Genomic DNA, 26302 nt, shown 5'->3' on the forward strand with positions numbered 1-26302 from the left:
AAATGATTAATAAAGTACAGATTTTATCTGTAACACCACCATCCAATTTAGATGCATATATTAGAATAGCTAATTTATGGCCGATGCTATCAATTGAAGAAGAACAATCATTAACTAAACAATTGCGTTATGATGGCGATTTAAATGCCGCAAAAACTTTAATTTTATCTCATCTCCGTTTTGTAATTTATATTGCACGTAATTATTCAGGATACGGTTTACTTCAAGCAGATCTTATACAAGAAGGTAATATAGGATTAATGAAAGCAGTACGTAGATTTAATCCAGAAATAGGAGTTCGTTTAGTTTCTTTTGCTGTTCATTGGATTAAATCTGAAATACATGAATATGTTTTGCGTAATTGGCGTATTGTTAAAATTGCTACTACAAAATCTCAAAGAAAACTTTTTTTTAATTTAAGAAAAACAAAAAAAAGATTAGGATGGTTTAATGAAGAAGAAATTGAAATAGTTGCTAGAGAATTAGGTGTGAGTAGCAGAGATGTAAGAGAGATGGAATCTCGTATGTCAGCTCAAGATATTACTTTTAATCCATTCCCAGAAGAAGATATTGATATTAATAATCATAATTCTATACAATATTTAAAAGATAAAACATCTAATTTTGCTAATGGAGTGGAACAAGATAATTGGAAAAAACATGCTTCTTATAAACTCAGTAATGCACTATTAAGATTAGATGAACGTAGTCGTGATATTATTAATGCACGTTGGTTAGATAAAAATAAAAAAAACACTTTACAAAAATTAGCAAATAATTATGGAATTTCTGCAGAACGTGTTCGACAATTAGAAAAAAATGCTATGAAAAAATTAAAAATAGCTATAGAGAATTAATGAGAAATATATTTTTTTATAAAAAATATTTTTTCAGAGTATGAGATTAATTTTTTAAAGTTTTCAACTCATACTCTTTAAAAATTGATATATATGCATATTTTATTATATTTAATAATCAATTTTTATTAAACTGTTACTGATTTAGCAAGATGTCTAGGTTGATCAATATTTTTTCCTTTACTTAATGCAATATAATAAGCAAATAATTGCAGTGGAATTACATAAAACATAGGTGCTATTAATTCTTCTACATAGGGAAGTTTAATAACAGTTACATTTTCTTCATAATCGAAATCTTCATTAGAAAAAATATAAATAACACCTCCTCTTGAAGATATTTCTGTAATATTCTTTTTAATTTTATCTAATAATGTATTTTTTGGAGCAATAATAATAATCGGTGTATTTTTATCAATAACAGCAAGCGGTCCATGTTTAAGTTCTCCTGCTGGATAAGCTTCAGCATGAATATAAGAAATTTCTTTTAATTTTAATGCTCCTTCTATTGCAATAGGATATTCGTCACCTCTGCCAAGAAATAATATATTTTTTTTATTTACTAGTTTATCAGCTAAATTTTTTATTAATTTATTTTTTTTTAAAATTTCTTCAATTCTAGTAGGTAAAATATTTAACGTTTTTATAATTTTTTTTGTAATATCATTGTTTTTTTGTTTAAAATTTATTATTTTAGCAACTAACATAAGTAAAACAGTTAATTGAGTAGTAAATGATTTTGTTGAAGCTACTCCTATTTCTAATCCTGCTTTAGTTAATATATAACAATCTGATTCTTTAACTAAAGATGAGTTTTCCATATTACATATAGTTAGATTACCTAAATAACCAAATTTTTTAGAATATCTTAATGCCGATAACGTATCTGCTGTTTCACCTGATTGTGATAAGGTAATCAATAAACTATTTTTTCTTATAGCTAATTTTCTTGAAGAAAATTCAGAGGCTATTTCAACATCACATGGTATATTAGCAAGAGATTCAAACCAATATCTAGAGACCATGGCTGCATTGTATGAAGTGCCGCACGCTACTATTTGAATATGTTCTGTGTTATAAAAAAAATTTTCATCCTTTAATTTTAATTCGGAGAAATATATTTTATTTTTTCTAAAACGATTTTCTAAAGTATTTCGAATCGATTGAGGTTGTTCATATATTTCTTTTTCCATAAAATGGCGATATTTCCCTTTTTTTACTGATTTATATTCTATATTAGATAATATTTCTTGTCTTTTTATAATGAAATTATCTTTATTAAATATATTAATTTCTTTTTTCGTGATAACAGCGATATCATTCTCTTCTAAATATATAAAACGTTTTGTTATATTTAGAAGTGCAATTTGATCTGAAGCTACGAAATTTTCTTCTATTCCTAATCCTATAACTAATGGGCTTTTAGAACGTACTGCTAATAATCGTGATGGATTGTTTCTATCTATTACAACCATACTATAATTACCATGTAATCTTTCTATAGTATTTTGTATAACTTTTTTTAGAGTATTTTTTGTTTTGTTTTGTTCCCAATGCAATAAATGGGCAATTACTTCTGTATCAGTATCAGAATAAAATATATATCCTTTTTTCTTTAAAAATAAACGTAATGAAGAAGTATTTTCGATAATTCCATTATGCACAACAATAATATTTGAAGAAATATGTGGATGAGTGTTTTCTTTTGAAATTTTTCCATGAGTAGCCCATCTTGTATGAGCTACGCCAATGTTTCCAAATATTTTTTTTTTGTTTACTTTTTTTATGAGTTCTTGAACTTTTCCGACACAACGGATTCTAATAATATTATTTTTATAATCTATTATAGCTAATCCTGAAGAATCATATCCTCTATATTCTAATTTTTTAATACTTTCGACTAAAAAATTAGTAATATTACGTTGTGTTACTGCAGCAACAATACCGCACATATTGATACCTTTTATTTAAAATAGTCTTTTTCGAAAAAATATATTTTTTTAAATAGATTATAAAAATTATTTTTGATAAAATTTGCTAGGACGCATCCAGTTTTTTTTATATTTTTGTTTTTTTTCATTATAAACTAGACAAGAAGTATTAACATCTTTCGTCAAAGTAGTGCCAGCTGCAATAGTTGTATTATTTGCAATTTTAATAGGTGCAATTAACTCTGTATTAGAACCTACTAAAACATTGTTACCAATAATAGTTTTAAATTTATTAGCTCCATCATAGTTACATGTAATACTACCAGCTCCAATGTTTACTTTAGAACCGATTTCAGAATCACCAATATAGCTTAAGTGTTTTGCTTTAGATTTAGTTTTTATGATGCTGCTTTTTATCTCAACAAAATTACCTATTTGAACATCTTTATCTAATAAAGTGTTAGATCTTAAATGAGAAAAAGGACCTATAATACAATTTTTCCCTATTTTAGCGTTTTCTATAATTGTATAGGCTTTGATATCGGTTTGACTATCAATAATACTATTTCTAATGATGCATCCTGCTCCAATTGTTATATTATCTCCTAAAATTACATTTTTTTCTAGAATTACACCTGTGTCTATTTCAATATTTTTACCGTGTTTTAAAGTTCCTCGTAAAATAAAATGAGATGGATCTTTTAATGTAACTCCAGAAAGAAGCAAAATATTAATTTGTTTTTTTTGAAGAATATCTTCAAGAAAAGATAATTGTAATTTATTATTTATTCCTAATATTTCTTGATTATTTAAAGGTTTTACTGTTTTAATAATACCACCTTCTAGATGAGCTAGAGAGATAATATCAGTAGCATAAAATTCTTTTTGTTTGTTTTTATTATTAATTTTTCCTAACCATCGTTTTAGATCTAAATTATTAGTTATAAAAACTCCAGAATATATTTCTTTAATTTTTTTTTGTATAAAATTTGCATCTTTTTCTTCTATTATTCCTATAATTTTTTCTTTTTTACGTATTATACGTCCATATCCATTAGGATTCTGAACTTTCATAGTTAATAGACTAATTGTAGATGTTTTTTGAGAATATTGTAATTTTTTTATCGATTGAGTTGATATAAAAGGCATATCTCCATATAATACTAATATATTTTCATTATTTAAAATTTTTTTTATAGCTAATAGTATAGCGTGTCCTGTTCCTTTTGGTTTTTTTTGTATTATCCATTCGATGGTAATATTATATTTTTGAGATAAAAAAAATTTTTTTTTGTTATTATAAACTATTATAATTTTTTTAGGTTGTATAGATTGAGCTGTTTGAATAACATGTTCTAAGATTGTTTGTCCTCCTAAAAAATGCAGTACTTTAGGATAATTAGACTTCATTCTAGTTCCTCTTCCAGCAGCAAGAATTATTACGATAGTATTTTTTTTTGACATAAAATAACCTTTTTATAAAAATCTTTATAAATATATTTGTCTTTTTTAAAAATTTTTATTTATTTTAAATTAAAATAATTTACGATTATTAATCATAGTATTTTTTTATATATAATATATGTTTATTTATAATAAAATATATTATAATATATTTTTAAGGTTTCTTTATGTGTAAAATTATTGCAGTAGATTTAGATGGTACTTTACTTTCTTCGAAAAATATCGTAACAGAATATACTAAAAAAATTATAAAATTTTTAATAAAAAAAAACTTTTATTTTGTTTTATCTTCAGGTCGTCATTACATTGATATTTTAAGAATTCAAGAAATATTAGAAATACAATCCTTTATAATTTCTTCTAACGGTTCTCAAATTTACGATCTTGACAATAAATTAATATTTAATGATTATTTAGATACAGATATTGCTTTAGAATTATGTAAAATGAAATATTTAGAACAAGATATCATTACTCAAGTATATCAAAATGATCAATGGTATATTAATGATAATAAAATAGATAATAATTTTTGTTCCAATCTTTCATCATTACAATATAAATATTTTCATCCTGATAAATTCAAATATACTAATATTAATAAAATATTTTTTACAAGTAAAAATTTCTTAAAATTACATGATCTTGAAAAAACTATTATTAATCGTTGGGGAAGTAAAATTAATATTAGTTTTTCAGTTCCTGGATGTCTAGAAGTTATATCTGGTAAAACTTCTAAAGGTTATGGTTTAAAATTGATATCTAATTTATTAGGCATACCTTTACGTAATTTTGTGTCTTTTGGAGACGGAATTAATGATTTAGAAATGCTTCTCATTTCTGGAAAATCATATATTATGAAAAATGCAGATTTACGTTTGAAAAAATTATTGCCACATATAAAAATTATTGACAGTAACAATAATGATGGTGTTGCAAAATGTTTAGATAAAATATTTATACAAAATAAAAAATAATTATAAAGTTAGTAAAATTTTTTTATTCACCATTACTTACATCTGAATACAATCTTCCTCATATTTCGTTTCTTATTTTTTCATTATAATTTAAAATCTTCATCATTTAAAATGACATGCTATCTACCAAGATAGTATTAAATTCTATTTGCTTTGATAACATTTTAAATGTAAATAATTATATTTTTTTAATTCTTAAAAATAGATATGAACTAAATAATTATAAAAATATTTCTATATTTAGTTCATGATTCTAAATAGAAAAAACTATTAATACTTTAGATATAAGATTTTTAAGAGCGTCTTCTCTTATCTTAAAAAGATAGACGCTAATCTATTGATATATCAAGTAAATTCTAATTGTTAAAAATAAATATATAAAATAGTTTTTCTTAGTAATTAAAGATTAATAAAACAATTTAATTTACTTTATTATAAAGATAATTAAGAATTAAAAATCATGTTAAAATAAAAATCTATGTCTAGTTTAACTAATTTTATAAAAACTTCTAATATTAATATTAAATATTTATATCAAATAGAATTTATATATTCTCGTATTTTTTTTAAATAACTTTATTAAAATTTCATTTTTAATCGTAAATTTTATACAAATATTTTTTTATTTTATTATATTAATAGGATAATTAATTATTTTATTAAATTTTAATTATTTTTAAAAAAGTATTTTTTAGAGTCTTTAATATTACAGTAGTTTTACTTTAAAAATAAAATGTTTTTATATTAATAATTGACTATTTATGATTGATAATCATTTAATTTTTAAAATACAGGATAAATACTATGAAAATTTTAAATCATACTCTTGGATTTCCAAGAATAGGTTTAAATAGAGAATTAAAAAAAGCTCAGGAAGCATATTGGTCAAAAAATATTTCTCTCAAAGATCTTTTATTAGTTGGATATGAATTAAGAAAAAAAAATTGGCAAATACAAAAAGATTCAGGTATCGATTATATACCAGTTGGAGATTTTGCTTGGTATGATCATGTATTAAATACTACTATGATGTTAGGAAATATTCCAGATAGACATAATATTGATTCGGTGGATTTAGATTGTTTATTTCGTATTGCAAGAGGTTTTGCTCCTGATATTACCGCTTCAGAAATGACTAAATGGTTTAATACTAATTATCATTATATTGTTCCTGAGTTTTATGAAAATAAAGTTTTAAAATTTTCTTGGAAACAACTTTTAGATGAAGTAGATGAAGCACTACTGTTAGGTTATAAAGTTAAACCTATAATTTTAGGTCCAATCACATATCTTTGGTTAGGAAAAGTAAAAGGAACATCTTTTAGTCGTTTGAATGTTTTAAAAGATATAATTCCTATATACAAATATGTTTTAAAGGAACTATCTAATCGTAATATAGATTTTATTCAAATTGATGAACCTGCATTAGTTTTAGAATTACCACAAAAATGGAAAGATGCTTATTCTTATGCTTATAAAGAACTGCATGGTATAACAAAATTATTATTAACGACATATTTTGATAGTATTGAACATAATATAGATTTTATTCGTCACTTACCTGTTGAAGGAATTCATATTGATTTAGTAAATGGAAGATATAATTTAGTAGATTTTCATTCCAAAATACCATCAAAATGGATCTTATCATTAGGAGTTATTAATGGTAGAAATATTTGGAGAGCCGATCTTTTAAAATGGTTTGAATCTATTTCGAAAATTTCAAGAAATAAAAGACAATTATTAATTGGTTCATCTTGTTCATTATTACATGCACCGATTGATTTAAAAAAAGAAAAATATCTAGATAAAGAAGTAAAACAATGGTTTTCTTTTGCAGTACAAAAATGCATTGAATTGTCATTGTTATCAGATTCTTTAAATAATAATAATATCGATTCTATTACAAAGTGGAGTTCTCCTATTCACGATCGTAGTATTTCTCCTAGAGTACATAAAGTCGCAGTTCAGAATCGTTTATCTAATATTTCAAAAAATCAATATCAACGTTCAAGTTCTTATGAAAAACGTACTATAAAACAAAATAAAAAATTTAATTTACCTATTTTACCGACAACAACAATTGGATCTTTTCCTCAAACTGCTGATATAAGAAAATTAAGACGTGATTTTAAACTAGGATTAATTAGCAAAGAAGTACATTCATTAGAAATGAAAAAACATATTAAAAAAATTATTAAAGCACAAGAAGAATTAGATATAGATGTTTTAGTTCACGGTGAACCTGAAAGAAATGATATGGTAGAATATTTTGGTGAAAATTTAGATGGATTTGTTTTTACAGATAATGGATGGGTACAAAGTTATGGTTCGCGTTGTGTAAAGCCTCCTATTATTATTGGTGATATTAGTCGTGAAAAACCAATTACTATAGAATGGTCTAAATATGCACAATCTATAACAAAAAAACCAGTAAAAGGGATGTTAACTGGACCAATTACCATCTTGTTTTGGTCGTTTCCTAGAGAAGATCTTTCATTAAAAACAATTGCAACACAAATTGCTCTTGCATTATATGACGAAGTCTTAGATTTGGAAAAAGAAAAAATAGAAATTATTCAAATTGACGAACCAGCACTACGTGAAGGTTTGCCTTTACAAAAAAGTTCCTGGTCTAAATATTTATCTTGGGCAGTTAATGCATTTCGTTTAAGTTCGTCAGGTGTTAAGGATACAACTCAAATTCACACACATATGTGTTACTGTGAGTTTAATGATATCATGGATTCTATTGCTTTATTAGATGCCGATGTTATTACAATTGAAACTGCTCGTTCAGACATGGAATTATTAGAATCTTTTAAAAATTTTGATTATCCTAACGAAGTAGGTCCAGGAGTATATGACATTCACTCTTCTAACATACCGAGCATTACGTCAATAAATATTTTATTAAGCAAAGCTATTAAATATTTTCCTATAAAACGTATTTGGGTTAATCCAGATTGTGGTTTAAAAACTAGAAACTGGACCGAAACAATGTTAGCTTTAAAAAATATGGTTTTAGCAACAAAAGAACTGCGAAAAAAAATAATAATTAATGAATAGAATAAATTAATATACCACTCAATATTTGATCATCGTTTAGATTTTTTTACTAATCTAAATGATGATTTAATAAAGATTCTAGTAATTATAATATTATTTAAATACTTTGCATTATATATTAATGTTTAAAATGACGCTGATGAGTAAAAATCATTGCTATGTTATGTTCATTTGCTGCTTTAATAACTTCTTTATCACGTATAGACCCTCCTGGTTGAATAATGCAACTAATACCTACAGATGCAGCACTGTCAATTCCATCTCTAAAAGGGAAAAAAGCATCAGATGCCATAGTGGCATCAATAACATTTAATCCTTGATTTTGTACTTTAAAATTAGCTAATTTAGTTGAATCAATTCTACTCATTTGACCTGCTCCTATACCAATAGTTGTAGTATTACGACCGTATACGATAGCATTAGATTTTACGAATTTAGATACTTTCCAACAAAATATAGAATCTTTCAATTCTTGTTTTGTTGGAATTCGTTTAGTAACAACAATCCATGATTTATAATTTATTTTGCAAGAATCGTATTCTTGTATAAGCAATCCATTAGTAATTCTTTTAAAATCCATACCTAATTTATTTTTTTTTAATTTACCAGTTACTAAAACTCTTATATTTTCTTTTTTTTGTAAAATTTCTAATGAAAACACATCTATTTCAGGAGTAATAATAACTTCAACAAATTGGTTTTTTATAATTTTTTGAGTTGTTTTTTTATCTAAGATAGAATTAAATGCAATGATACCACCGAATGCTGAAACAGGATCTGTATTATATGCGGATATATATGATTCTAAAAGACAGTTGCTGACTGCAACACCGCATGGATTTCCATGTTTTACAATTACACATGCAGGTTTTTCAAATTGTTTTACACACTCTAATGCTATATCTGCATCTGATATATTATTATATGATAAAGTTTTTCCTTGAATTTGATTTATATTGCTTATTGTTCCGGATTTAGAAATATTTTTTTCTATATAAAATGATGATTTTTGATGATGATTTTCTCCATATCTTAAATCTTGTTTTTTTATAAAAGAAAGATTAATTGTTTCAGGGAATAAATTTTTCTGATCAGCAGCATTTTTTGTCATAAAAAAATTTGAAATTGCTTGTTCATACAAGAGTGTATATTGAAATGCTTTACAGGCTAAATTAAATCTTTTTTCTATGTTCATGGTATTATTTTTAATAGAAGCAATAATAGATTTAACATCGCTGAGATCAATAATAACTATAACATTTTTATAATTTTTTGCAGCTGAACGTACAAGTGTGGGTCCACCAATATCAATATAATTTATAATATCATCTATATTTTTTTTTTGAATATTCTTTATTTCATTAAAAGGATAAAAATTTACAATTACAATATCTATTGGACAAATGTTGTATTTTTTCATAATTTCTTGATCTTTTTCTGGTTCTCTTAAAATACCACCTATAATTTTTGGATGAAGGGTTTTAACACGTCCATGCATAATTTCAGGAAAATTTGTATAATCTGATACTTCTATAACAGATATATTATTTTTTTTTAGAATTTTTGCCGTTCCTCCTGTAGAAAATAAATTAATGTTATTGTCTGCTAATATTTTTGCTATTTCTAAAATATTTTTTTTATTTGAAACACTTATTAAAGCATTTTTTATAAGATTAATTTCTTGCATGATATATTTTCTTTCTTAATAAAATATTGAATATTTTATTATATTATATGAATATGTTTTTTATAATTAATATTAGTATGCATATACTATGAAGATTTAAAAAATAGAGATTTTACATTAAATAGGGGCATTATTATGCCCCTGTAAACATTTTTTTTAAATTTATGTATTAAAAATTATTTAATTGCATTTTTTAATGTTTTACCAGATGTAAAACTAGGCACTTTTGTGGCGGGAATTTGTATTTCTTTTCCTGTTTGAGGATTTCGTCCTGTACGTGAAGACCTTAAGTTTACTTTGAAAGTACCAAAACCTACTATTTGTACAGATTCACCTTTTTTTAAGGATTCAATAATAGTTGATAATGCTGCATCTAAAGTAGATTTTGCTTTTATTTTAGATAAATTAGATTTTTTAGAGATAACATTAATCAATTGAGTTTTATTCATTATTTTTCCTTTTTTATTTAAATATAAAAATTAATAATTCATTTATATGTGATTTTCATAAATTTAAATAGAAAAATTTATATTAAAAAATATTTTTTATATATAAATATTTCTGTACATGTTTGATATAAAAAGAAAAAATATATTTTTATTATGTTATATAATATTTTTTAATTAATAGTATATATATAAAAAAATAAAAATTAAAAGTCTAGATAAGATTTAAGTGATTTATGAATATTAAATATATATACTATAGATATTTTAAAATTATCTTTTTTGAAAAAAGATTAATAATAATTTTAATCTTATTAAAATACAATGAAAATTAAATAATTTTATTTTAAACATGCTAAATGATGATACAAGATATTTTAAAAAGTAAAATAATAAGAATCTTTAAAAAATTAAACTATAATATTAGTAATTATTCTATAAAAATATAACAATCATGTAATATTTTTTTTATTAAAGTATATAAACAATATTTGTTCTTTGGCTGCTTTAAGAGCAGCCATAATTTAGACGCTTAAAATATTAAGGAGAATCATTTTTTATTAGAGTAGAATTTAATAATTCTGAAAGATTAGCAGAAGCTTCTTCAGCACTAATTTGAGAACTGCTAACTGTTGGATTATTATGTTTTTTTTGACGACGATTTAAACGCTCTTTATGATATGCATATCCTGTTCCTGCAGGGATTAAACGTCCAACGATTACGTTTTCTTTTAATCCTCTTAATTCATCTTTTTTTCCTGCAACAGCAGATTCTGTTAATATTCTTGTAGTTTCCTGAAAAGAAGCTGCAGATATAAAGGATTCTGTTGCAAGTGATGCTTTAGTTATACCTAATAAATCTCTTGAAAATGTAGCTGATATTTTATTTTTTTCTTTTAAGATACGATTAGAGATTTTAATGCGGGAAAATTCAACTTGTTCACCATCTAAAAAATCAGAATTTCCTGACTTTATTATAGTAGCTTTTCTTAACATCTGTCTGATAATTACTTCAATATGTTTATCATTAATTTTAACACCTTGCAAACGATATACTTCTTGAACTTCATTTACAATATATTTAGTTACAGCTTGAACTCCTCTTAATCTAAGAATATCATGTGGTGATTCTGGTCCATCAGAAACTACATCTCCTCTTTCTACTCTTTCTCCTTCGAATACGTTTAATTGTCTCCACTTTGGAATCATTTCTTCGTATGAATCGCTACCATCGACTGGTGTAATCACTAATCTTCTCTTACCTTTGGTTTCTTTTCCAAAAGATATAATACCGCTAATTTCAGCTAAAATAGCTAATTCTTTTGGACGTCTAGCTTCAAATAAATCTGCGACTCTTGGAAGTCCTCCAGTTATATCTTTAGTTCCACCAGATTCTTGAGGTATTCGTGCTAAAGTATCTCCAGAACTAATTTCGACTCCATCATCAAGTTGAATAATAGCTTTTCCAGGTAAAAAATATTGAGCAGGCATATCTGTTCCTGAAATAAGAACATCATTTCCATTGCAATCAATAATTTTTAATGCTGGTCTTAAATCTTTTCCAATTGACATTCTTTCTGCTGTGTCTAATATTACTATAGAAGATAGTCCTGTTAATTCATCTGCTTGTCTAGTGATACTTTGTCCATCTATCATATCTACAAAACGAACTAAACCATTAACTTCACTTATAACTGGCATAGTATGTGGATCCCATTTAGCAACAGTTTCCCCTGAATTAACTTTTTCACCATCTCCTTTAGCCATAATAGCTCCATAAGGTACTTTATAGCTTTCTTTTGTTCTACCAAAATTATCAACGATATTTAGTTCTACATTTCTTGATGTAATGACAATTTTACCAGAAGAATTAGTTACAGATTTTGCATTATTCAGATTTATAATACCTTGATTTTTAATTTGAATACTTGATTCTGCCGCAGCTCTTGAAGCAGCTCCACCAATATGAAAAGTTCTCATTGTAAGCTGTGTACCTGGTTCTCCTATAGATTGAGCTGCAATAACTCCAATTGCTTCTCCTTTATTTACTAAATGTCCACGTGCTAGATCTCGTCCATAACAATAAGCGCATACTCCAAAATCAGTATCGCAATTTACTACTGATCTTACTTTTACATTGTCTATAGAATTATTATCTAATAGATCACACCATTGTTCGTTTAGTAATGTATTTCTTTTAATTAGTATAGTATTACTATTAGGAATAAAAATATTTTCAGCAGTAACACGACCTAAAACACGTTCACGTAATGGTTCTTTTACATCTCCTCCTTCAATTAAAGAAGTCATTAAAATTCCTTCATGTGTCTGACAATCGTCTTGTGTAACAACTAAATCTTGTGCTACGTCTACTAAACGACGTGTTAAATATCCAGAATTAGCAGTCTTTAATGCTGTATCTGCTAATCCTTTGCGTGCTCCATGAGTAGAAATAAAATATTGTAATACGTTTAAACCTTCTCTAAAATTTGCTGTAATTGGCGTTTCGATAATTGAACCATCAGGTTTTGCCATGAGTCCTCTCATGCCAGCTAATTGACGAATTTGTGCAGCAGAACCTCGAGCCCCTGAATCTGCCATCATAAATATACTATTAAAAGATATTTGTTTTTGTTTTTCTCCTTTTTTATTAATTACAGATTCTGTAGATAAATTTTCCATCATAGCTTTAGCAACTCGTTCGTTAGCTGCCGCCCAAATATCAATTACTTTATTATATCTTTCACCTGCTGTTACTAATCCAGATTGAAATTGTTCTTGTATTTCAGCAACTTCAATTTCTGCTTCATGAATAATATTAGCTTTTTTTTCTGGGATAACCATGTCATCTATGCCAACTGAAGCACCGGATCTGGCTGCGTAAGCAAATCCTGTATACATTATTTGATCAGCAAAAAAAACAGTAGGTTTAAGTCCTAAAATGCGATAGCAAGTATTAAGCATTTTAGAAATATCTTTTTTCCCTAATGTTTGATTGATAATACTGAAGGGAAGCCCTTTAGGAATAATCATCCATAAAATAGCTCGACCTATAGTAGTAGAAATAATTTTTTTTATTGCAGTGAAACTTTTATCTTTGTTTTTTTTAAATTCTGTTATACGAACTTTTACTAAAGAATGCAATTCAGCAATACCTAAATGATATACTTTTTCTGCTTCATTAGAACCATTCAATAACATACCTTCACCTTTCCCATTAATTTTCTCGCGAGTCATATAATACAAACCTAAAACTACGTCTTGAGAAGGCACGATAATTGGTTCTCCGTTAGCTGGAGATAATATATTATTAATAGACATCATTAAAGCTCTGGCTTCTAATTGAGATTCGAGAGTTAATGGAACATGAACAGCCATTTGGTCTCCGTCAAAATCAGCATTATAAGCAGCACATACTAAAGGATGAAGCTGAATAGCTTTTCCTTCTATAAGTACAGGTTCAAATGCTTGTATACCTAATCTATGCAAAGTAGGTGCGCGATTTAAAAGAACTGGATGTTCACGAATAACTTCATCTAATATATCCCATACGACTGCTTCTTCTCTTTCTACCATTTTTTTTGCAGCTTTAATTGTTGTTGCTAAACCGCGAACTTCTAGTTTTCCATATATAAATGGTTTAAATAGTTCTAATGCCATTTTTTTAGGTAAGCCACATTGGTGCAAACGAAGATAAGGACCTACAGTAATTACTGAACGACCTGAATAATCTACACGTTTTCCAAGAAGGTTTTGTCGAAATCTTCCTTGTTTTCCTTTAATCATATCAGCTAAAGATTTTAGAGGTCTTTTATTTGATCCTGTAATTGCTCTTCCTCTTCTTCCATTATCTAATAAAGCATCGACTGCTTCTTGTAACATTCTTTTTTCATTACGTACAATTATGTCTGGAGCAGCTAAATCTAACAAACGTTTAAGACGATTATTTCTATTAATTACACGACGATATAAATCATTTAAATCTGATGTTGCAAATCTTCCTCCATCTAGTGGTACTAATGGTCTAAGATCAGGTGGCAATACTGGTAATACAGTGAGAATCATCCATTCAGGTTTATTATGAGATTGAATAAAAGCTTCTAATAATTTAATTCTTTTTGTTAATTTTTTTCTTTTTGTTTCAGAATTTGTGTCATTTAATTCAGTTCTTAATATATTGCATTCTTCTATTAAATTAATATCTTTTAATAGAAATTGAATTGCTTCTGCTCCCATTGTAGCATGAAATTCATCACCAAATTCTTCTAGAGAATCCAAGTATTGTTCTTCACTTAAAATTTGACGTTTTTCAAGGCTCGTTATTCCTGGTTCGATAACTACATAAGATTCAAAATATAGCACTCTTTCAATATCTCTTAAAGGCATATCTAATAATAAACCTATTCGTGACGGTAGAGATTTTAAAAACCAAATATGTGCAGTTGGTGAAGAAAGTTCTATATGACCCATCCGTTCACGTCTTACTTTGCTTTGAGTTACTTCGACACCGCATTTTTCACAGATGACACCGCGATGTTTTAATCTTTTATATTTGCCACATAAGCATTCATAATCTTTTACTGGACCAAAAATACGAGCGCAAAATAATCCGTCACGTTCAGGTTTAAATGTACGATAATTAATTGTTTCAGGTTTTTTGACTTCACCAAATGACCAAGATCTGATCATATCAGGAGAAGCTAATGAAATTTTAATAGCATCAAAATCTTCATTTTTAGTTTGGGATTTTAAAAATTTTAGTAAATCTTTCACGCATTAGCTCCCGTCGGAGTTGAACTTTTTAAGGTAATAAATCTACAAATATTTATTTTTATTCGCTTTCTAGCTCAATATTAATACCTAACGACCTAATTTCTTTTAAAAGCACATTAAAAGATTCAGGCATTCCAGGTTCCATCTGATGATTTCCATCTACAATATTTTTATACATTTTAGTTCTTCCATTAACATCATCAGATTTTACAGTTAACATTTCTTGCAACGTATAAGAAGCTCCATACGCTTCCAGTGCCCAAACTTCCATTTCACCAAAACGTTGTCCACCAAATTGTGCTTTTCCACCTAATGGTTGTTGTGTTACTAAACTATAAGAACCAGTAGATCGAGCATGCATTTTATCATCTACTAAATGATTTAATTTTAACATGTACATATAACCTACTGTAACAGGTCTTTCAAATTGTTCTCCTGTTCTTCCATCAAAAAGTTTAATTTGTCCAGAAGTAGGTAGATCTGCAAATTCTAATAGTTTTTTAATTTCATGTTCTTCTGCACCATCAAATACTGGAGTTGCAATAGGAATACCATTTTTAAAATTTTTTGCTAAACATAATATTTCTTCATCTGAAAATATATCGAAATCTACTTTTTGACGTAAATTTTTACCTAAATTAAATGCTTTTTGAATAAATTTTCTTAAATTAGATATTTGATTTTCTGTTTTAAGCATATAATTTATTTTATCACCAATACCTTTAGCGGCCATTCCTAAGTGTGTTTCTAATATTTGTCCTATATTCATACGAGAAGGAACACCTAATGGATTTAAAACAATATCAACTGGTACACCATTTTCATCATAAGGCATATCTTCAATAGGATTAATTTTAGAAATAACTCCTTTATTTCCATGACGTCCTGCCATTTTATCACCGGGTTGAATTTGACGTTTCACTGCTAAATATACTTTAACGATTTTTAAAACACCTGGAGCTAGATCATCTCCTTGTGTTATTTTTCGTCTTTTACTTTCGATTTTTTTATTAAATTCTTCTTTTAATTTATTATGTTGTTTTTCAAGTTTATCTATTTCTTTTCTTTTGTCTTTTTGTTCTATTTCTATAGAAAACCATTTTTCAAAAGATAAATTATTAAGTTTTTCTAATTTAACATTTAAGGATAAAAGAGTTTTTTTAATATGAGTAAATAAACTTAATTCAAATATTTTAAATTCTTCAGTCAAATCTTTTTTTGCTTTTTTAAGCTGCATGTCTTCAATTTCTAAAGCTCTTTTATCTTTTTTTACACCATCTCTTGTAAATATTTGTACATCAATTACAGTTCCTGATACTCCATTAGGAACTCTTAATGAAGAATCTTTTACATCAGAAGCTTTTTCACCAAAAATAGCACGTAATAATTTTTCTTCTGGTGTTAGTTGCGTTTCACCTTTTGGTGTTACTTTCCCAACTAAAATATCACCTCCAGTTACTTCAGCTCCAATATAAACAATACCGGATTCGTCAAGTTTGGATAATGCAGCTTCTCCTACATTAGGTATATCTGAACTAATTTCTTCAGGTCCTAACTTAGTATCTCTAGATATACAAGATAACTCTTGAATATGAATAGTAGTAAAACGATCTTCCTGTACAACTCTTTCTGAAACCAGAATAGAATCTTCAAAATTATATCCGTTCCAAGGCATAAATGCTACACGCATGTTTTGTCCTAACGCTAGTTCTCCTAAATCAGTGGATGGTCCATCTGCTAAGACATCACCTTTTTTAATGTTTTCACCTAAATTGACACAAGGTTGTTGATTAATACAAGTATTTTGATTTGATCTAGTGTATTTAGTTAAATTGTAGATATCTATACCAGCTTCTCCAGAATGCATTTCTGTTTCATCGACTTTAATTACTATACGAGAAGCGTCTACGTATTGAATGAAGCCATTTCTTTTAGCTACTGCAGTCACGCCTGAATCTACTGCTACTGCACGTTCCATTCCTGTTCCAACTAAAGGTTTTTCTGCTTTCAGAGTAGGAACTGCTTGACGCTGCATATTAGCTCCCATTAAAGCTCTATTTGCATCATCATGTTCAAGAAAAGGAATTAAAGATGCACCAACAGATACAATTTGTTGAGTAGAAACATCCATATAATTTACTTGACTGCGATTAAACAAACTAGATTCTCCTTTATTTCGACAAGTTACTAGTTCATCAATAAAAAAACCGTTTTTATCTATATTTGTATTAGCTTGTGCAATAATATAATTACCTTCTTCTATTGCTGATAGATAATGTATTTCTTTAGTTACTAAGCCATTTCTAACTTTTCGATAAGGTGTTTCTAAAAATCCATATACATTTGTTTGAGCATATACAGATAAAGAATTGATCAATCCAATATTTGGACCTTCTGGTGTCTCTATAGGACATACACGTCCATAGTGTGTAGGATGAACATCTCGAACTTCAAATCCTGCTCTTTCTCTGGTTAGTCCACCTAATCCTAATGCAGAAATACGTCTTTTATGTGTTATTTCTGATAACGGATTATTTTGATCCATAAATTGTGATAATTGACTTGAACCAAAAAATTCTTTAATAGCTGCTGATATTGGTTTGGCATTAATCATATCCTGAGGCATTAGAGTATCTAAATCACCAATAGATAATCTTTCTTTGACTGCTCTTTCTACTCTTACTAAACCAATTCTAAATTGATTTTCCGCCATTTCTCCAACTGATCTAACTCGTCGATTACCTAAATGATCAATATCATCTACTTCTCCTTTTCCATTTCGGATATCAATAATTTTTTTTATAACATCAATTATGTCTTCTTTACTCAAAATACCTAAACCGTCAATTTCTTTTCGAAGAAGTGATCTATTAAATTTCATTCTACCAACAGACGATAAATCATATCTATCTTCAGAAAAAAATAAATTTTCAAATAAATTTTCTGTTGCTTCTTTGGTAGGTGGTTCTCCTGGTCTCATTACTCGATAAATTTCTATTAAGGCACTCATACGATCACTAGATGAATCTATACGAAGTGTTTCTGATATATATGGACCATGATCTAAATCATTAGTAAAGAGTGTTTCAATAGAATAAAATCCTGCTTTTTTTAATTTTTCTAATATTTCTAAAGATAGTTCTGTATTAGCATAAATAATTATTTCGCCTGTTTTTTCATTTATGTAATTTTTAGATACAATTCTTCCTAAAATGTACTCTATTGGTACTGTAATAAACTTTATTTTCTGTGTTTTTAATTCTTGAATATGTCTAGCAGTAATACGATGACCTTTTTCTACATATATTTTTCCATTTTTTTTAATATTAAAAGATGCTGTTTCACCTCGAAGTCTTTCAGGAATAAGTTCTAGTTGAACTTTATTATTTGTTATTGTAAAAATATTTTTTTCAAAAAATATATCTAATATTTCTTCAGTGTTATAATTAAGAGCGCGCAAAATAATGCTAACTGGTAATTTTCTTCGTCTATCGATTCTAACAAATAAATTATCTTTTGGATCAAATTCAAAATCTAACCAAGATCCTCGATAAGGAATAATTCGTGCATTATAAAGAACTTTTCCTGAAGAATGTGTTTTTCCTTTATCACTATCAAAGAAAACTCCAGGACTACGGTGTAGTTGAGAAACAACTACTCTTTCTGTTCCATTGATTATAAACGTTCCATTTTCTGTCATTAAGGGAATTTCACCCATATAAACTTCTTGTTCTTTAATATCTTTAACAGTGGTTTCTAATATATCACGTTCGTAAATAACAAGTCGTAATCTAACTCTTAATGGTGCTGAATAAGTAGCACCTCTTATTTGACATTCTTTTACATCAAATATTGTTTCTCCTAAACGATAACTAACATATTGCAGTTCAGAATTTCCATTATAACCTCGAATAGGAAAAACAGAACGAAATGCTGCTTCTAATCCGCATTGACCATTTGGATCTAGTTCTATAAATTTTTTAAAAGAATCTAATTGAATCGAAAGAAGATACGGTATATCTAAAACTTGCGGACGTTTTCCAAAATCTTTACGAATACGTTTTTTTTCGGTATAAGAGTAAACCATGGGGTTCCTAAGCTCGCTGACAGATAAGTTAAAAATAAATTATCTTTTTGTCTGAAGGGGAGACAGTTTTATTTTTTAGAGAATTTAATTTTTTTATAGAAAATAATTTGAATTTTATGCTAATCAAAAAGGCTGGTGAATTGCAATCACCAGCCGTGCTTGAAAATTGATTAAATTATAATACTTATAATATATTTATTTAATTTCTATTTCAGCACCAACATCTTCTAATGTTTTTTTCAGTGATTCTGCATCTTCTTTGCTAATATTTTCTTTTAAAACTATTGGAGCTGATTCGACTAAGTCTTTTGCTTCTTTTAATCCTAAACCAGTAGCACTACGTACGGTTTTAATTACTGGTACTTTATTTGGACCGATAACTTTTAAAAAAACATCAAATTCTGTTTTTTCTTCACGCGTATCTTTTTCATTATTATTATTGGAATTTATAGGAATACTAGCAGAAACTCCAAATTTTTTTTCCATTGCAGAAATAAGTTCTACAACATTCATAACAGACATTTCTGATACAGCTTCTAATATTTGCTCTTTAGTAATAGACATGACAATAATTCCTAATAACAATTAGAATTATTTTAGATGTTATTAATACATCAAAAATAATAAACCTTAAAAAGTTTCTTTTTTAAGAAGTTTCTTTTTTCTTTTTTATAGAAGATAATATATAAATTAGTTTTCCAGCAATTGACATCTTTAATGTTAAAAGAAGTTTTATTATTGCTTCTTTATAAGTAGGTATATCTGCAAGTTGATGAATTTCTGAAATAGAGAGTAATTTTCCTTCAAAAGCTGCTCCTGTAATTTTAAATTTTGCATTTTGTTTTGAAAAATCTCTAAATAATCTAGCTCCACTACCTGGATGTTTCATAGAATAAGCGATAAAGGTAGAACCTTTTATTTTTTTTTTTAAACACTCAAAATTAGTATTTTTAATTGCTAAAGATAATAGAGTATTTTGAACAACGTTCATTATTACTCCTATTTTACGTCCAGATTTTCTTAATTCATTTATTTGATTTACACCAATACCTTGAGAATCTGCAGTAATAACAGATAATGCTGTATTAGATATTTGATTGATTTTAGAAACGATTATTTTTTTTTTATCCAGACTTAATGCCATATATCGAATTATCCTTTTTTATCAAGAGAGAAATGATCTATTAATTACTTTTTATAATAAATAATTTTAATATAAAAATATTTTTTAAAATACATTTCATGTGTCATGTTGTTGTGACTATAAAAAATTGATTAATTAGTAAATTTTTAATACTAAAATCAGATTAATTTTAAGTCTATTTTAACTAAAAATAATTTTAGATACTGATAAAAAATGGGGTTATTATAGATAATTTTTTTTATAGCGTAAAGTAAAAATAGTTTTATTAAAAAGACAAAGTCGATTGATCAACAGTTAATCCTATACCCATAGTTGTTGATAATACTATTTTTTTTATGTACATTCCTTTAGAATGTGGTGGTTTTGATTTTTTTATAGATTCTAGAAATACATTTAAGTTTTCTTTAATTTGATTTTCATTAAAGTTAATTCGACCAATTGTAGCATGAATGATGCCATTTTTATCATTACGATAACGAACTTGTCCTGTTTTAGCATTTTTTATAGCTTCAGCAATATTTGTTGTTACTGTTCCTAATTTAGGATTAGGCATTAATCCGCGAGGCCCAAGTATTTGTCCTAATTTTGTTACGGATTTCATTGCATCAGGTGAAGCAATGGCAATATTAAAATTAACTCCTTCTTTTTTGATTTTTTCAACTAAATCGTCCATTCCTATTAGTTCAGCACCTGCATTTTTAGCTATTTCTATATTTTCACCTTGAGTGAATACAGCAACTCGAATAGAACGTCCAATGCCATTAGGTAAAACTGTTGAACCTCGAATGTTTTGATCAGATTTTTTAGAATTAATTCCTAGATTAATAGCAATATCAATACTTTCATTAAATTTTACTTTTGATGATTTTTTTAATACAGTTATAAGTTCATTAATATTATATATTTTTTTTAAATCAATAGAATTTTTTAGATCTTTTATTCTTTTAGAAGTTTTTTTCATTATTATTCCTCAATTGTTAAACCAATAGATTTAGCTGTTCCTTCAATAGATCGCATCATGCTTTCAATATTAGAACCAGTCATATCGTTATTTTTAATCATTGCTATTTCTTGTATTTGAGCACGTTTTATTACGCCTATTTTTTCCGATTTCGGTTTACTGGCTCCTAATTTAACTCCTGCTAATTTTTTTAATAAAACAGAAGCAGGAGGTGTTTTAGTTATAAAAGTAAATGAACGATCAGAATAAACTGTAATAATAACTGGTATAGGTAAGCCTTTTTCTAAATTTTCTGTTTTTTTATTAAATAATTTACAAAATTCCATAATATTGATACCTTTTTGGCCTAATGCTGGGCCAATAGGCGGACTAGGATTGGCTGTGCCAGCTGAAACTTGAAGTTTTATATAAGATTGTATTTTTTTAGCCATTTTTTTCTCATTTTTTATAAAAATTGTTAATTAGAATATTTAGTTTTTTTCAACTTGTCTAAAATCTAGTTCTACAGGAGTAGATCTACCGAAAATAGATACCGATACTTTTAATCTGCTTTTTTCATAATCAACTTCTTCTACAATGCCATTAAAATCTGAAAAAGGACCATCGTTTACACGAATCATTTCTCCTGGTTCAAATAAAGTTTTAGGTCTTGGTTTATCACCAATTTGACGTAATCTATTTACAATAATTTCTACTTCTTTGTCACTAATTGGTGAAGGTTTATCGGATTTTCCTCCTATAAATCCTAAAACTCTTGGAATGTTCCTTATTAAATGCCAAGTTGAATCTGTCATAACCATTTGAATTAAAACATATCCAGGAAAAAATTTATATTCACTTTTTCTGCGTTGTCCAGATCTAATTTCGATAACTTCTTGTGAAGGAACCATAACTTCTCCAAACAAATCTTCTATTTTATTTAATCTTATATATTCTCTTATTGACTGTGCTACACGACCTTCAAAGCCAGAAAAAGCTTGTAATACATACCATCTTTTTTTTTGACTCTCATACATTTTTAGAACCTTAAACTAATAATAAATGCTATTAAACGGAATATAATACTATCTAAACTCCACAGGAGAAAAGACATAACAATTGTTACAGTAATAACGATTAATGTAGTATATAAAGTTTCTTTATATTTAGGCCATATTATTTTTTGCATTTCATTTTTTGACATATTAATACAAGACAATATATATTTTCCTTTTTTTGTAGATATAAATGTTCCAAGAATACAGGATATTAAAAAAGATATAGCTAATATACGAAAAAATAATTGTATTTTATAAAAATAATAGTTATTAAAAAATAATAGAAAAAAAAATATAAAAATAAACAACCATTTTATTTTCTCTAGAATTTTATTTTTTTTATTACAACTTTTTTTATTCATAGTTTCTCCTGCATATTCTAAAATGATCTAGGGAAAATATGCTCATACATTAAATATTAACTCTTGTTATACGTTGTAATTTTTGAATTGAAAATTATCAAAGTGAAATAACAGAACTGTTTTTAAATAGGCCGATTAGTCATGAAATATCATGAATATTTCAAAATATATTGTTTTAGGTGAGATTTATGGTAAATGGTTTGATGTTAATTTTATAAAAAAGATAATAAGATGACTTATAATATGCTGATACCCAGAATTGAACTGGGGACCTCACCCTTACCAAGGGTGTGCTCTACCTACTGAGCCATATCAGCATGTTTTTTAGCGGACAGCGGGAGTCGAACCCGCATCATCAGCTTGGAAGGCTGAGATAATAACCATTATACGATGTCCGCGTTTTTTATTTGGTGGAGGAAGGATTCGAACCTTCGAAGTCTATGACGGCAGATTTACAGTCTGCTCCCTTTGGCCGCTCGGGAACTCCACCTAAAAATTTTTATGCCGGCTACCGGAATTGAACTGGTGACCTACTGATTACAAGTCAGTTGCTCTACCTGCTGAGCTAAGCCGGCTAAATTTTTATTTTTAAAATTATAAAATGTTGATTGCAAATAAATATATATTATATAATTTTTCATTTTTATTGCAAGTTTTTTTATAAAAAATTGATTTTTTAAATAAATTACATTTTAATTATTGTTTTTTTAAAATATCTAATGGTTTAATTTTTCCTATCGATCCAATAAAATCTATTTCTGGTTCTAAAGATATATGAAATTTTTCTAAAATACATTTATGTATTATTTTTGCTAATATTAAAATTTCTTGAGCAGAAGCATTTTTTTTATTAATTAATATAAGTTTTTGTTTTTGATAAATAGCAGCATCTCCAATTGTAATATTTTTAAAGTCATAATATTCAATTAACCAGCCTCCAGAGATTTTTATTAAATTATTTTTTTCAGGATACCAGGGTAAGTTATATAAAGATATTAGTTTTCGTGCTTTTTTTTGTGTAATTATAGGATTTTTGAAAAAACTTCCAGCATTTCCAATTTGTTTAGGATCAGGTAATTTTTCTTTTCTTATTTTGCATATTAAATTAAAGATATTATGCGCAGTTAAATTTATTTTTAACATCTGTTCTTTTAATAAAGGCCAAATAATTGGTTGCCATTTTTTTTTAATTTTTAACCCGACTCCAATAATAACATTTTTATGATGATATTGTTTTTTGAAAATACTACTGCGATAAGTAAATTTACAAGTACTTTTATTCATTCTTATAATTATATTTTTTTTTGAACATAATATATCAACATATTCACAAAAATCTTTAAATTCTGATCCGTATGCACCAATATTTTGAATTGCTGCAGAACCTATGCAACCTGGAATTAATGCTAAATTTTCTAATCCAAATATTCCTAAATTTAAAGTAAATTTTACTAAATCATGCCATTTTTCTCCTGATAAAACATACACTAGCCAAAATTTTTTTTTTCTTTTATTTTTATACCTTTAATACGATTAACAATAATTACTCCTATATAATTTTTTAAAAAAAGTATATTACTTCCTTCTCCTAAAATTAAATAAGGAACTTTAGATATATTACAAATTTTTAAAGTATTAATAAGTGATTTAATAGTTTTTACAAAAATAATTTTTTTTGCTTTTACGTCTATTTTAAAGGTATTTAAATTTTTTAATGATTGATTAAAGAAACAATTTGTTTTATTCATATTATGTTAAATAATATTATTTAGTTTTTTTATGTTAATAAATTAGTAGTAAACATATATTTTATTATATATTAATATGTAATAAATTTTATATGAAATTATTTAAATGGAGTGCATAATATGAATGCATTTATTGAATATCATCAAGATATTATAAATCAAAAAATAGAAAATCTTAGAAATAATATAAAGTGTTCTTTTGAATTTTTTCCTCCTAAAAATTCAAATTCAGAAAAAAAATTATGGTCTTCAGTAAAAATACTTAGCAAGTTAAAACCAAATTTTTTTTCTGTAACTTATGGCGCAAATAGTGGTGAACGTGAAAATACATTTAATATTGTTAAAGCAATACAAAAACAAACAAGCATTATTACAGCTGCTCATTTAACTTGTGTTAATTCTACACCTAGTCAATTGAAAAAAATAGCAAAAAATTATTGGGAGAATAATATTCGAAGTATTATTGCTCTTAGAGGAGATACGTTAGAAAAAAATTATAAATATAATATGTATGCTATAGATTTAATTATTTTATTAAAAAAGATTGCTGATTTTGATATTTCTGTAGCTGCTTATCCTGAACTTCATCCGGAATCAAAAAACATTCAAGTTGATATTATTAATTTAAAAAAGAAAATTGATGCTGGTGCTAATAGAGCTATTACTCAGTTTTTTTTTAATGTTGAAAGTTACTTAAATTTTCGAGAAAATTGTATTAAAAACAGAATTAATGTTGAAATTATACCTGGTATTTTACCAATTTATAATTTTCAACAGATAAAACGATTTTCAAAAATGACTAATGTGAATATTCCTAATTGGATGTTTGAAATGTTTGATGGATTAGATCAAGATTTGATTACTCAAAAAATTATAGGATCTAGTATAATCATAGATATAGTTAAAAGATTATCTTCGGAAGGAGTAAAAAATTTTCATTTTTACACTTTAAATCAGTCAGACATTGCTTATTCTGTTTGTCAAATTTTTGGACTATAAAAAATTTTTTATTATAAAATATTTTCTTAAGATTAATATATTTTCTATAAAATTAGTCTATTAAGATTGATATATTTTTAAAAAACATTAATAACTAATTATAATTTTTATTTTCAGTAATATTTTAATGTTAAAGAATTCGTAGAAAAGAACAGAAAAACAAAGTTTGTATTAAAAAACATTTTTATGTTTTTATAAGTTTTTTTAAAAAACTTAATTTTTATATAAAAAAATATAATTATTATATTATTTTTATTAAATTTGTAATTAAAATAGAAAATATTTTTTTAATAGTTTTCTGTTTAATAAAATACTAATACATACATAGATATGTATTTTTTATTTATCACTTAAACTTATATGAAACTATTTTTATTTATTTTCTATTAAGTAAAATACATTTGATCTGATTATAGATTAAAAAACCTTTCATATTAATTTTTCTCTAAAATTTCCAGATAGAAAAAATCTTTTTTTTAAAATGAATACAAGCTATCATATTAAATTGATTATTATATAATTAAATCAGTTTGTATTTAAAATATAATAAAAAATATTTAGATGATAAGTTATGAATAATTTTATTACATTTTATTTAAAAATATACCGTTACTATTTAGTAATATATATTAATTATAAAGATAATCAATATTATTAATTTGACGAGTATTATCAATGACATCGTATTATTAGATATATGAGTATTTGTTTAATGGTAATAATTTTAAACGTTATACTATAAAATAACGTTCATAATTAA

Annotated in this window: 16 protein-coding genes, 4 tRNA genes and 1 pseudogene; 4 read left to right on the forward strand and 17 right to left on the reverse strand. The window is 26.1% G+C overall.

The features are described 5' to 3' along the window. Positions 1-2: 2 nt before the first annotated feature. Positions 3-857 carry an RNA polymerase sigma factor RpoH gene (rpoH, locus tag D9V59_RS00125; RefSeq protein ID WP_158363918.1) on the forward strand — a complete coding sequence of 285 codons (855 nt, stop codon included), beginning with the start codon at positions 3-5 and terminating at the stop codon, positions 855-857. A 128-nt stretch (positions 858-985) separates the two neighbouring features. On the opposite strand, the gene glmS is transcribed toward rpoH, so the two are convergent. After that, entirely contained in the window at positions 986-2809 is a 1824-nt protein-coding gene (gene glmS / locus D9V59_RS00130) for a glutamine--fructose-6-phosphate transaminase (isomerizing) (RefSeq protein WP_158363920.1), read from the reverse strand. A gap of 66 nt (positions 2810-2875) precedes the next feature. After that, positions 2876-4252 carry a bifunctional UDP-N-acetylglucosamine diphosphorylase/glucosamine-1-phosphate N-acetyltransferase GlmU gene (gene glmU, locus D9V59_RS00135; RefSeq protein ID WP_158363922.1) on the reverse strand — a complete coding sequence of 459 codons (1377 nt, stop codon included), beginning with the start codon at positions 4250-4252 and terminating at the stop codon, positions 2876-2878. Positions 4253-4419: 167 nt separating this feature from the next. On the opposite strand from glmU, the gene D9V59_RS00140 reads away from it, so the two are divergent. Both D9V59_RS00140 and metE read left to right on the forward strand, forming a co-directional pair. Then, positions 4420-5229, forward strand: a complete 810-nt coding sequence (locus tag D9V59_RS00140) for a Cof-type HAD-IIB family hydrolase (RefSeq protein WP_158363924.1) — start codon at positions 4420-4422, stop codon at positions 5227-5229. A gap of 804 nt (positions 5230-6033) precedes the next feature. Continuing rightward, positions 6034-8298 (forward strand): 5-methyltetrahydropteroyltriglutamate--homocysteine S-methyltransferase, encoded by a 2265-nt coding sequence (metE, locus tag D9V59_RS00145; RefSeq protein ID WP_158363926.1) that lies wholly within the window; start codon positions 6034-6036, stop codon positions 8296-8298. A 118-nt stretch (positions 8299-8416) separates the two neighbouring features. On the opposite strand, the gene purH is transcribed toward metE, so the two are convergent. From purH to murB, 15 genes and pseudogenes are all read right to left on the reverse strand, one after another. Further along, positions 8417-9985 (reverse strand): bifunctional phosphoribosylaminoimidazolecarboxamide formyltransferase/IMP cyclohydrolase, encoded by a 1569-nt coding sequence (gene purH / locus D9V59_RS00150; RefSeq protein ID WP_158363928.1) that lies wholly within the window; start codon positions 9983-9985, stop codon positions 8417-8419. A gap of 176 nt (positions 9986-10161) precedes the next feature. Next, a complete protein-coding gene (locus D9V59_RS00155) occupies positions 10162-10434 on the reverse strand; it encodes an HU family DNA-binding protein (protein WP_158363930.1) in 273 nt (90 codons plus the stop codon). Between the two features lie 537 nt (positions 10435-10971). Next, a complete protein-coding gene (gene rpoC, locus D9V59_RS00160; RefSeq protein ID WP_158363932.1) occupies positions 10972-15204 on the reverse strand; it encodes a DNA-directed RNA polymerase subunit beta' in 4233 nt (1410 codons plus the stop codon). Positions 15205-15262: 58 nt separating this feature from the next. Beyond that, positions 15263-19291 carry a DNA-directed RNA polymerase subunit beta gene (gene rpoB / locus D9V59_RS00165; RefSeq protein WP_158363934.1) on the reverse strand — a complete coding sequence of 1343 codons (4029 nt, stop codon included), beginning with the start codon at positions 19289-19291 and terminating at the stop codon, positions 15263-15265. Between the two features lie 195 nt (positions 19292-19486). Beyond that, positions 19487-19855, reverse strand: a complete 369-nt coding sequence (gene rplL / locus D9V59_RS00170; protein WP_158363936.1) for a 50S ribosomal protein L7/L12 — start codon at positions 19853-19855, stop codon at positions 19487-19489. An 82-nt stretch (positions 19856-19937) separates the two neighbouring features. Next, the gene (gene rplJ / locus D9V59_RS00175; protein WP_158363938.1) at positions 19938-20435 is read right to left on the reverse strand and encodes a 50S ribosomal protein L10; all 498 of its coding nucleotides are present in this window, start codon (positions 20433-20435) and stop codon (positions 19938-19940) included. Between the two features lie 265 nt (positions 20436-20700). Beyond that, positions 20701-21396 carry a 50S ribosomal protein L1 gene (gene rplA / locus D9V59_RS00180; protein WP_158363940.1) on the reverse strand — a complete coding sequence of 232 codons (696 nt, stop codon included), beginning with the start codon at positions 21394-21396 and terminating at the stop codon, positions 20701-20703. A 2-nt stretch (positions 21397-21398) separates the two neighbouring features. Next, a complete protein-coding gene (rplK, locus tag D9V59_RS00185) occupies positions 21399-21827 on the reverse strand; it encodes a 50S ribosomal protein L11 (RefSeq protein ID WP_158363942.1) in 429 nt (142 codons plus the stop codon). A 39-nt stretch (positions 21828-21866) separates the two neighbouring features. Further along, complete coding sequence (gene nusG, locus D9V59_RS00190; protein WP_158363944.1) at positions 21867-22412, reverse strand: transcription termination/antitermination protein NusG; 546 nt, start codon at positions 22410-22412, stop codon at positions 21867-21869. 2 nt (positions 22413-22414) lie between these two features. After that, positions 22415-22795 carry a preprotein translocase subunit SecE gene (secE, locus tag D9V59_RS00195; protein WP_158363946.1) on the reverse strand — a complete coding sequence of 127 codons (381 nt, stop codon included), beginning with the start codon at positions 22793-22795 and terminating at the stop codon, positions 22415-22417. 244 nt (positions 22796-23039) lie between these two features. Continuing rightward, positions 23040-23112 (reverse strand) — tRNA-Thr (locus D9V59_RS00200). Between the two features lie 9 nt (positions 23113-23121). Then, positions 23122-23193: transfer RNA gene (locus D9V59_RS00205), tRNA-Gly, on the reverse strand. Positions 23194-23203: 10 nt separating this feature from the next. Beyond that, a tRNA-Tyr gene (locus tag D9V59_RS00210) sits at positions 23204-23285 on the reverse strand. Between the two features lie 12 nt (positions 23286-23297). After that, positions 23298-23370 (reverse strand) — tRNA-Thr (locus D9V59_RS00215). Between the two features lie 121 nt (positions 23371-23491). Beyond that, positions 23492-24543 (reverse strand): annotated as a pseudogene (murB, locus tag D9V59_RS00220) (UDP-N-acetylmuramate dehydrogenase). 120 nt (positions 24544-24663) lie between these two features. Between murB and metF the strand changes: the two are divergent. Beyond that, positions 24664-25542, forward strand: a complete 879-nt coding sequence (gene metF / locus D9V59_RS00225) for a methylenetetrahydrofolate reductase (protein ID WP_158363948.1) — start codon at positions 24664-24666, stop codon at positions 25540-25542. Positions 25543-26302 lie beyond the last annotated feature (760 nt).

It is taken from the genome of Buchnera aphidicola (Artemisaphis artemisicola) (assembly GCF_005082365.1).
GTDB lineage: Bacteria > Pseudomonadota > Gammaproteobacteria > Enterobacterales > Enterobacteriaceae > Buchnera > Buchnera aphidicola_AR.

Bases quoted from the DNA above. Each gene is read 5' to 3' on its own strand.
- purH (WP_158363928.1), bottom strand. From the start codon at position 9,985: ATGCAAGAAATTAATCTTATAAAAAATGCTTTAATAAGTGTTTCAAAT.
- nusG (WP_158363944.1), bottom strand. From the start codon at position 22,412: ATGTATGAGAGTCAAAAAAAAAGATGGTATGTATTACAAGCTTTTTCT.
- rplJ (WP_158363938.1), bottom strand. From the start codon at position 20,435: ATGGCATTAAGTCTGGATAAAAAAAAAATAATCGTTTCTAAAATCAAT.
- secE (WP_158363946.1), bottom strand. From the start codon at position 22,795: ATGAATAAAAAAAGTTGTAATAAAAAAAATAAAATTCTAGAGAAAATA.
- D9V59_RS00155 (WP_158363930.1), bottom strand. From the start codon at position 10,434: ATGAATAAAACTCAATTGATTAATGTTATCTCTAAAAAATCTAATTTA.
- D9V59_RS00140 (WP_158363924.1), top strand. From the start codon at position 4,420: ATGTGTAAAATTATTGCAGTAGATTTAGATGGTACTTTACTTTCTTCG.
- metE (WP_158363926.1), top strand. From the start codon at position 6,034: ATGAAAATTTTAAATCATACTCTTGGATTTCCAAGAATAGGTTTAAAT.
- rpoB (WP_158363934.1), bottom strand. From the start codon at position 19,291: ATGGTTTACTCTTATACCGAAAAAAAACGTATTCGTAAAGATTTTGGA.
- rplL (WP_158363936.1), bottom strand. From the start codon at position 19,855: ATGTCTATTACTAAAGAGCAAATATTAGAAGCTGTATCAGAAATGTCT.
- metF (WP_158363948.1), top strand. From the start codon at position 24,664: ATGAATGCATTTATTGAATATCATCAAGATATTATAAATCAAAAAATA.
- rplK (WP_158363942.1), bottom strand. From the start codon at position 21,827: ATGGCTAAAAAAATACAATCTTATATAAAACTTCAAGTTTCAGCTGGC.
- glmS (WP_158363920.1), bottom strand. From the start codon at position 2,809: ATGTGCGGTATTGTTGCTGCAGTAACACAACGTAATATTACTAATTTT.
- glmU (WP_158363922.1), bottom strand. From the start codon at position 4,252: ATGTCAAAAAAAAATACTATCGTAATAATTCTTGCTGCTGGAAGAGGA.
- rpoH (WP_158363918.1), top strand. From the start codon at position 3: ATGATTAATAAAGTACAGATTTTATCTGTAACACCACCATCCAATTTA.
- rplA (WP_158363940.1), bottom strand. From the start codon at position 21,396: ATGAAAAAAACTTCTAAAAGAATAAAAGATCTAAAAAATTCTATTGAT.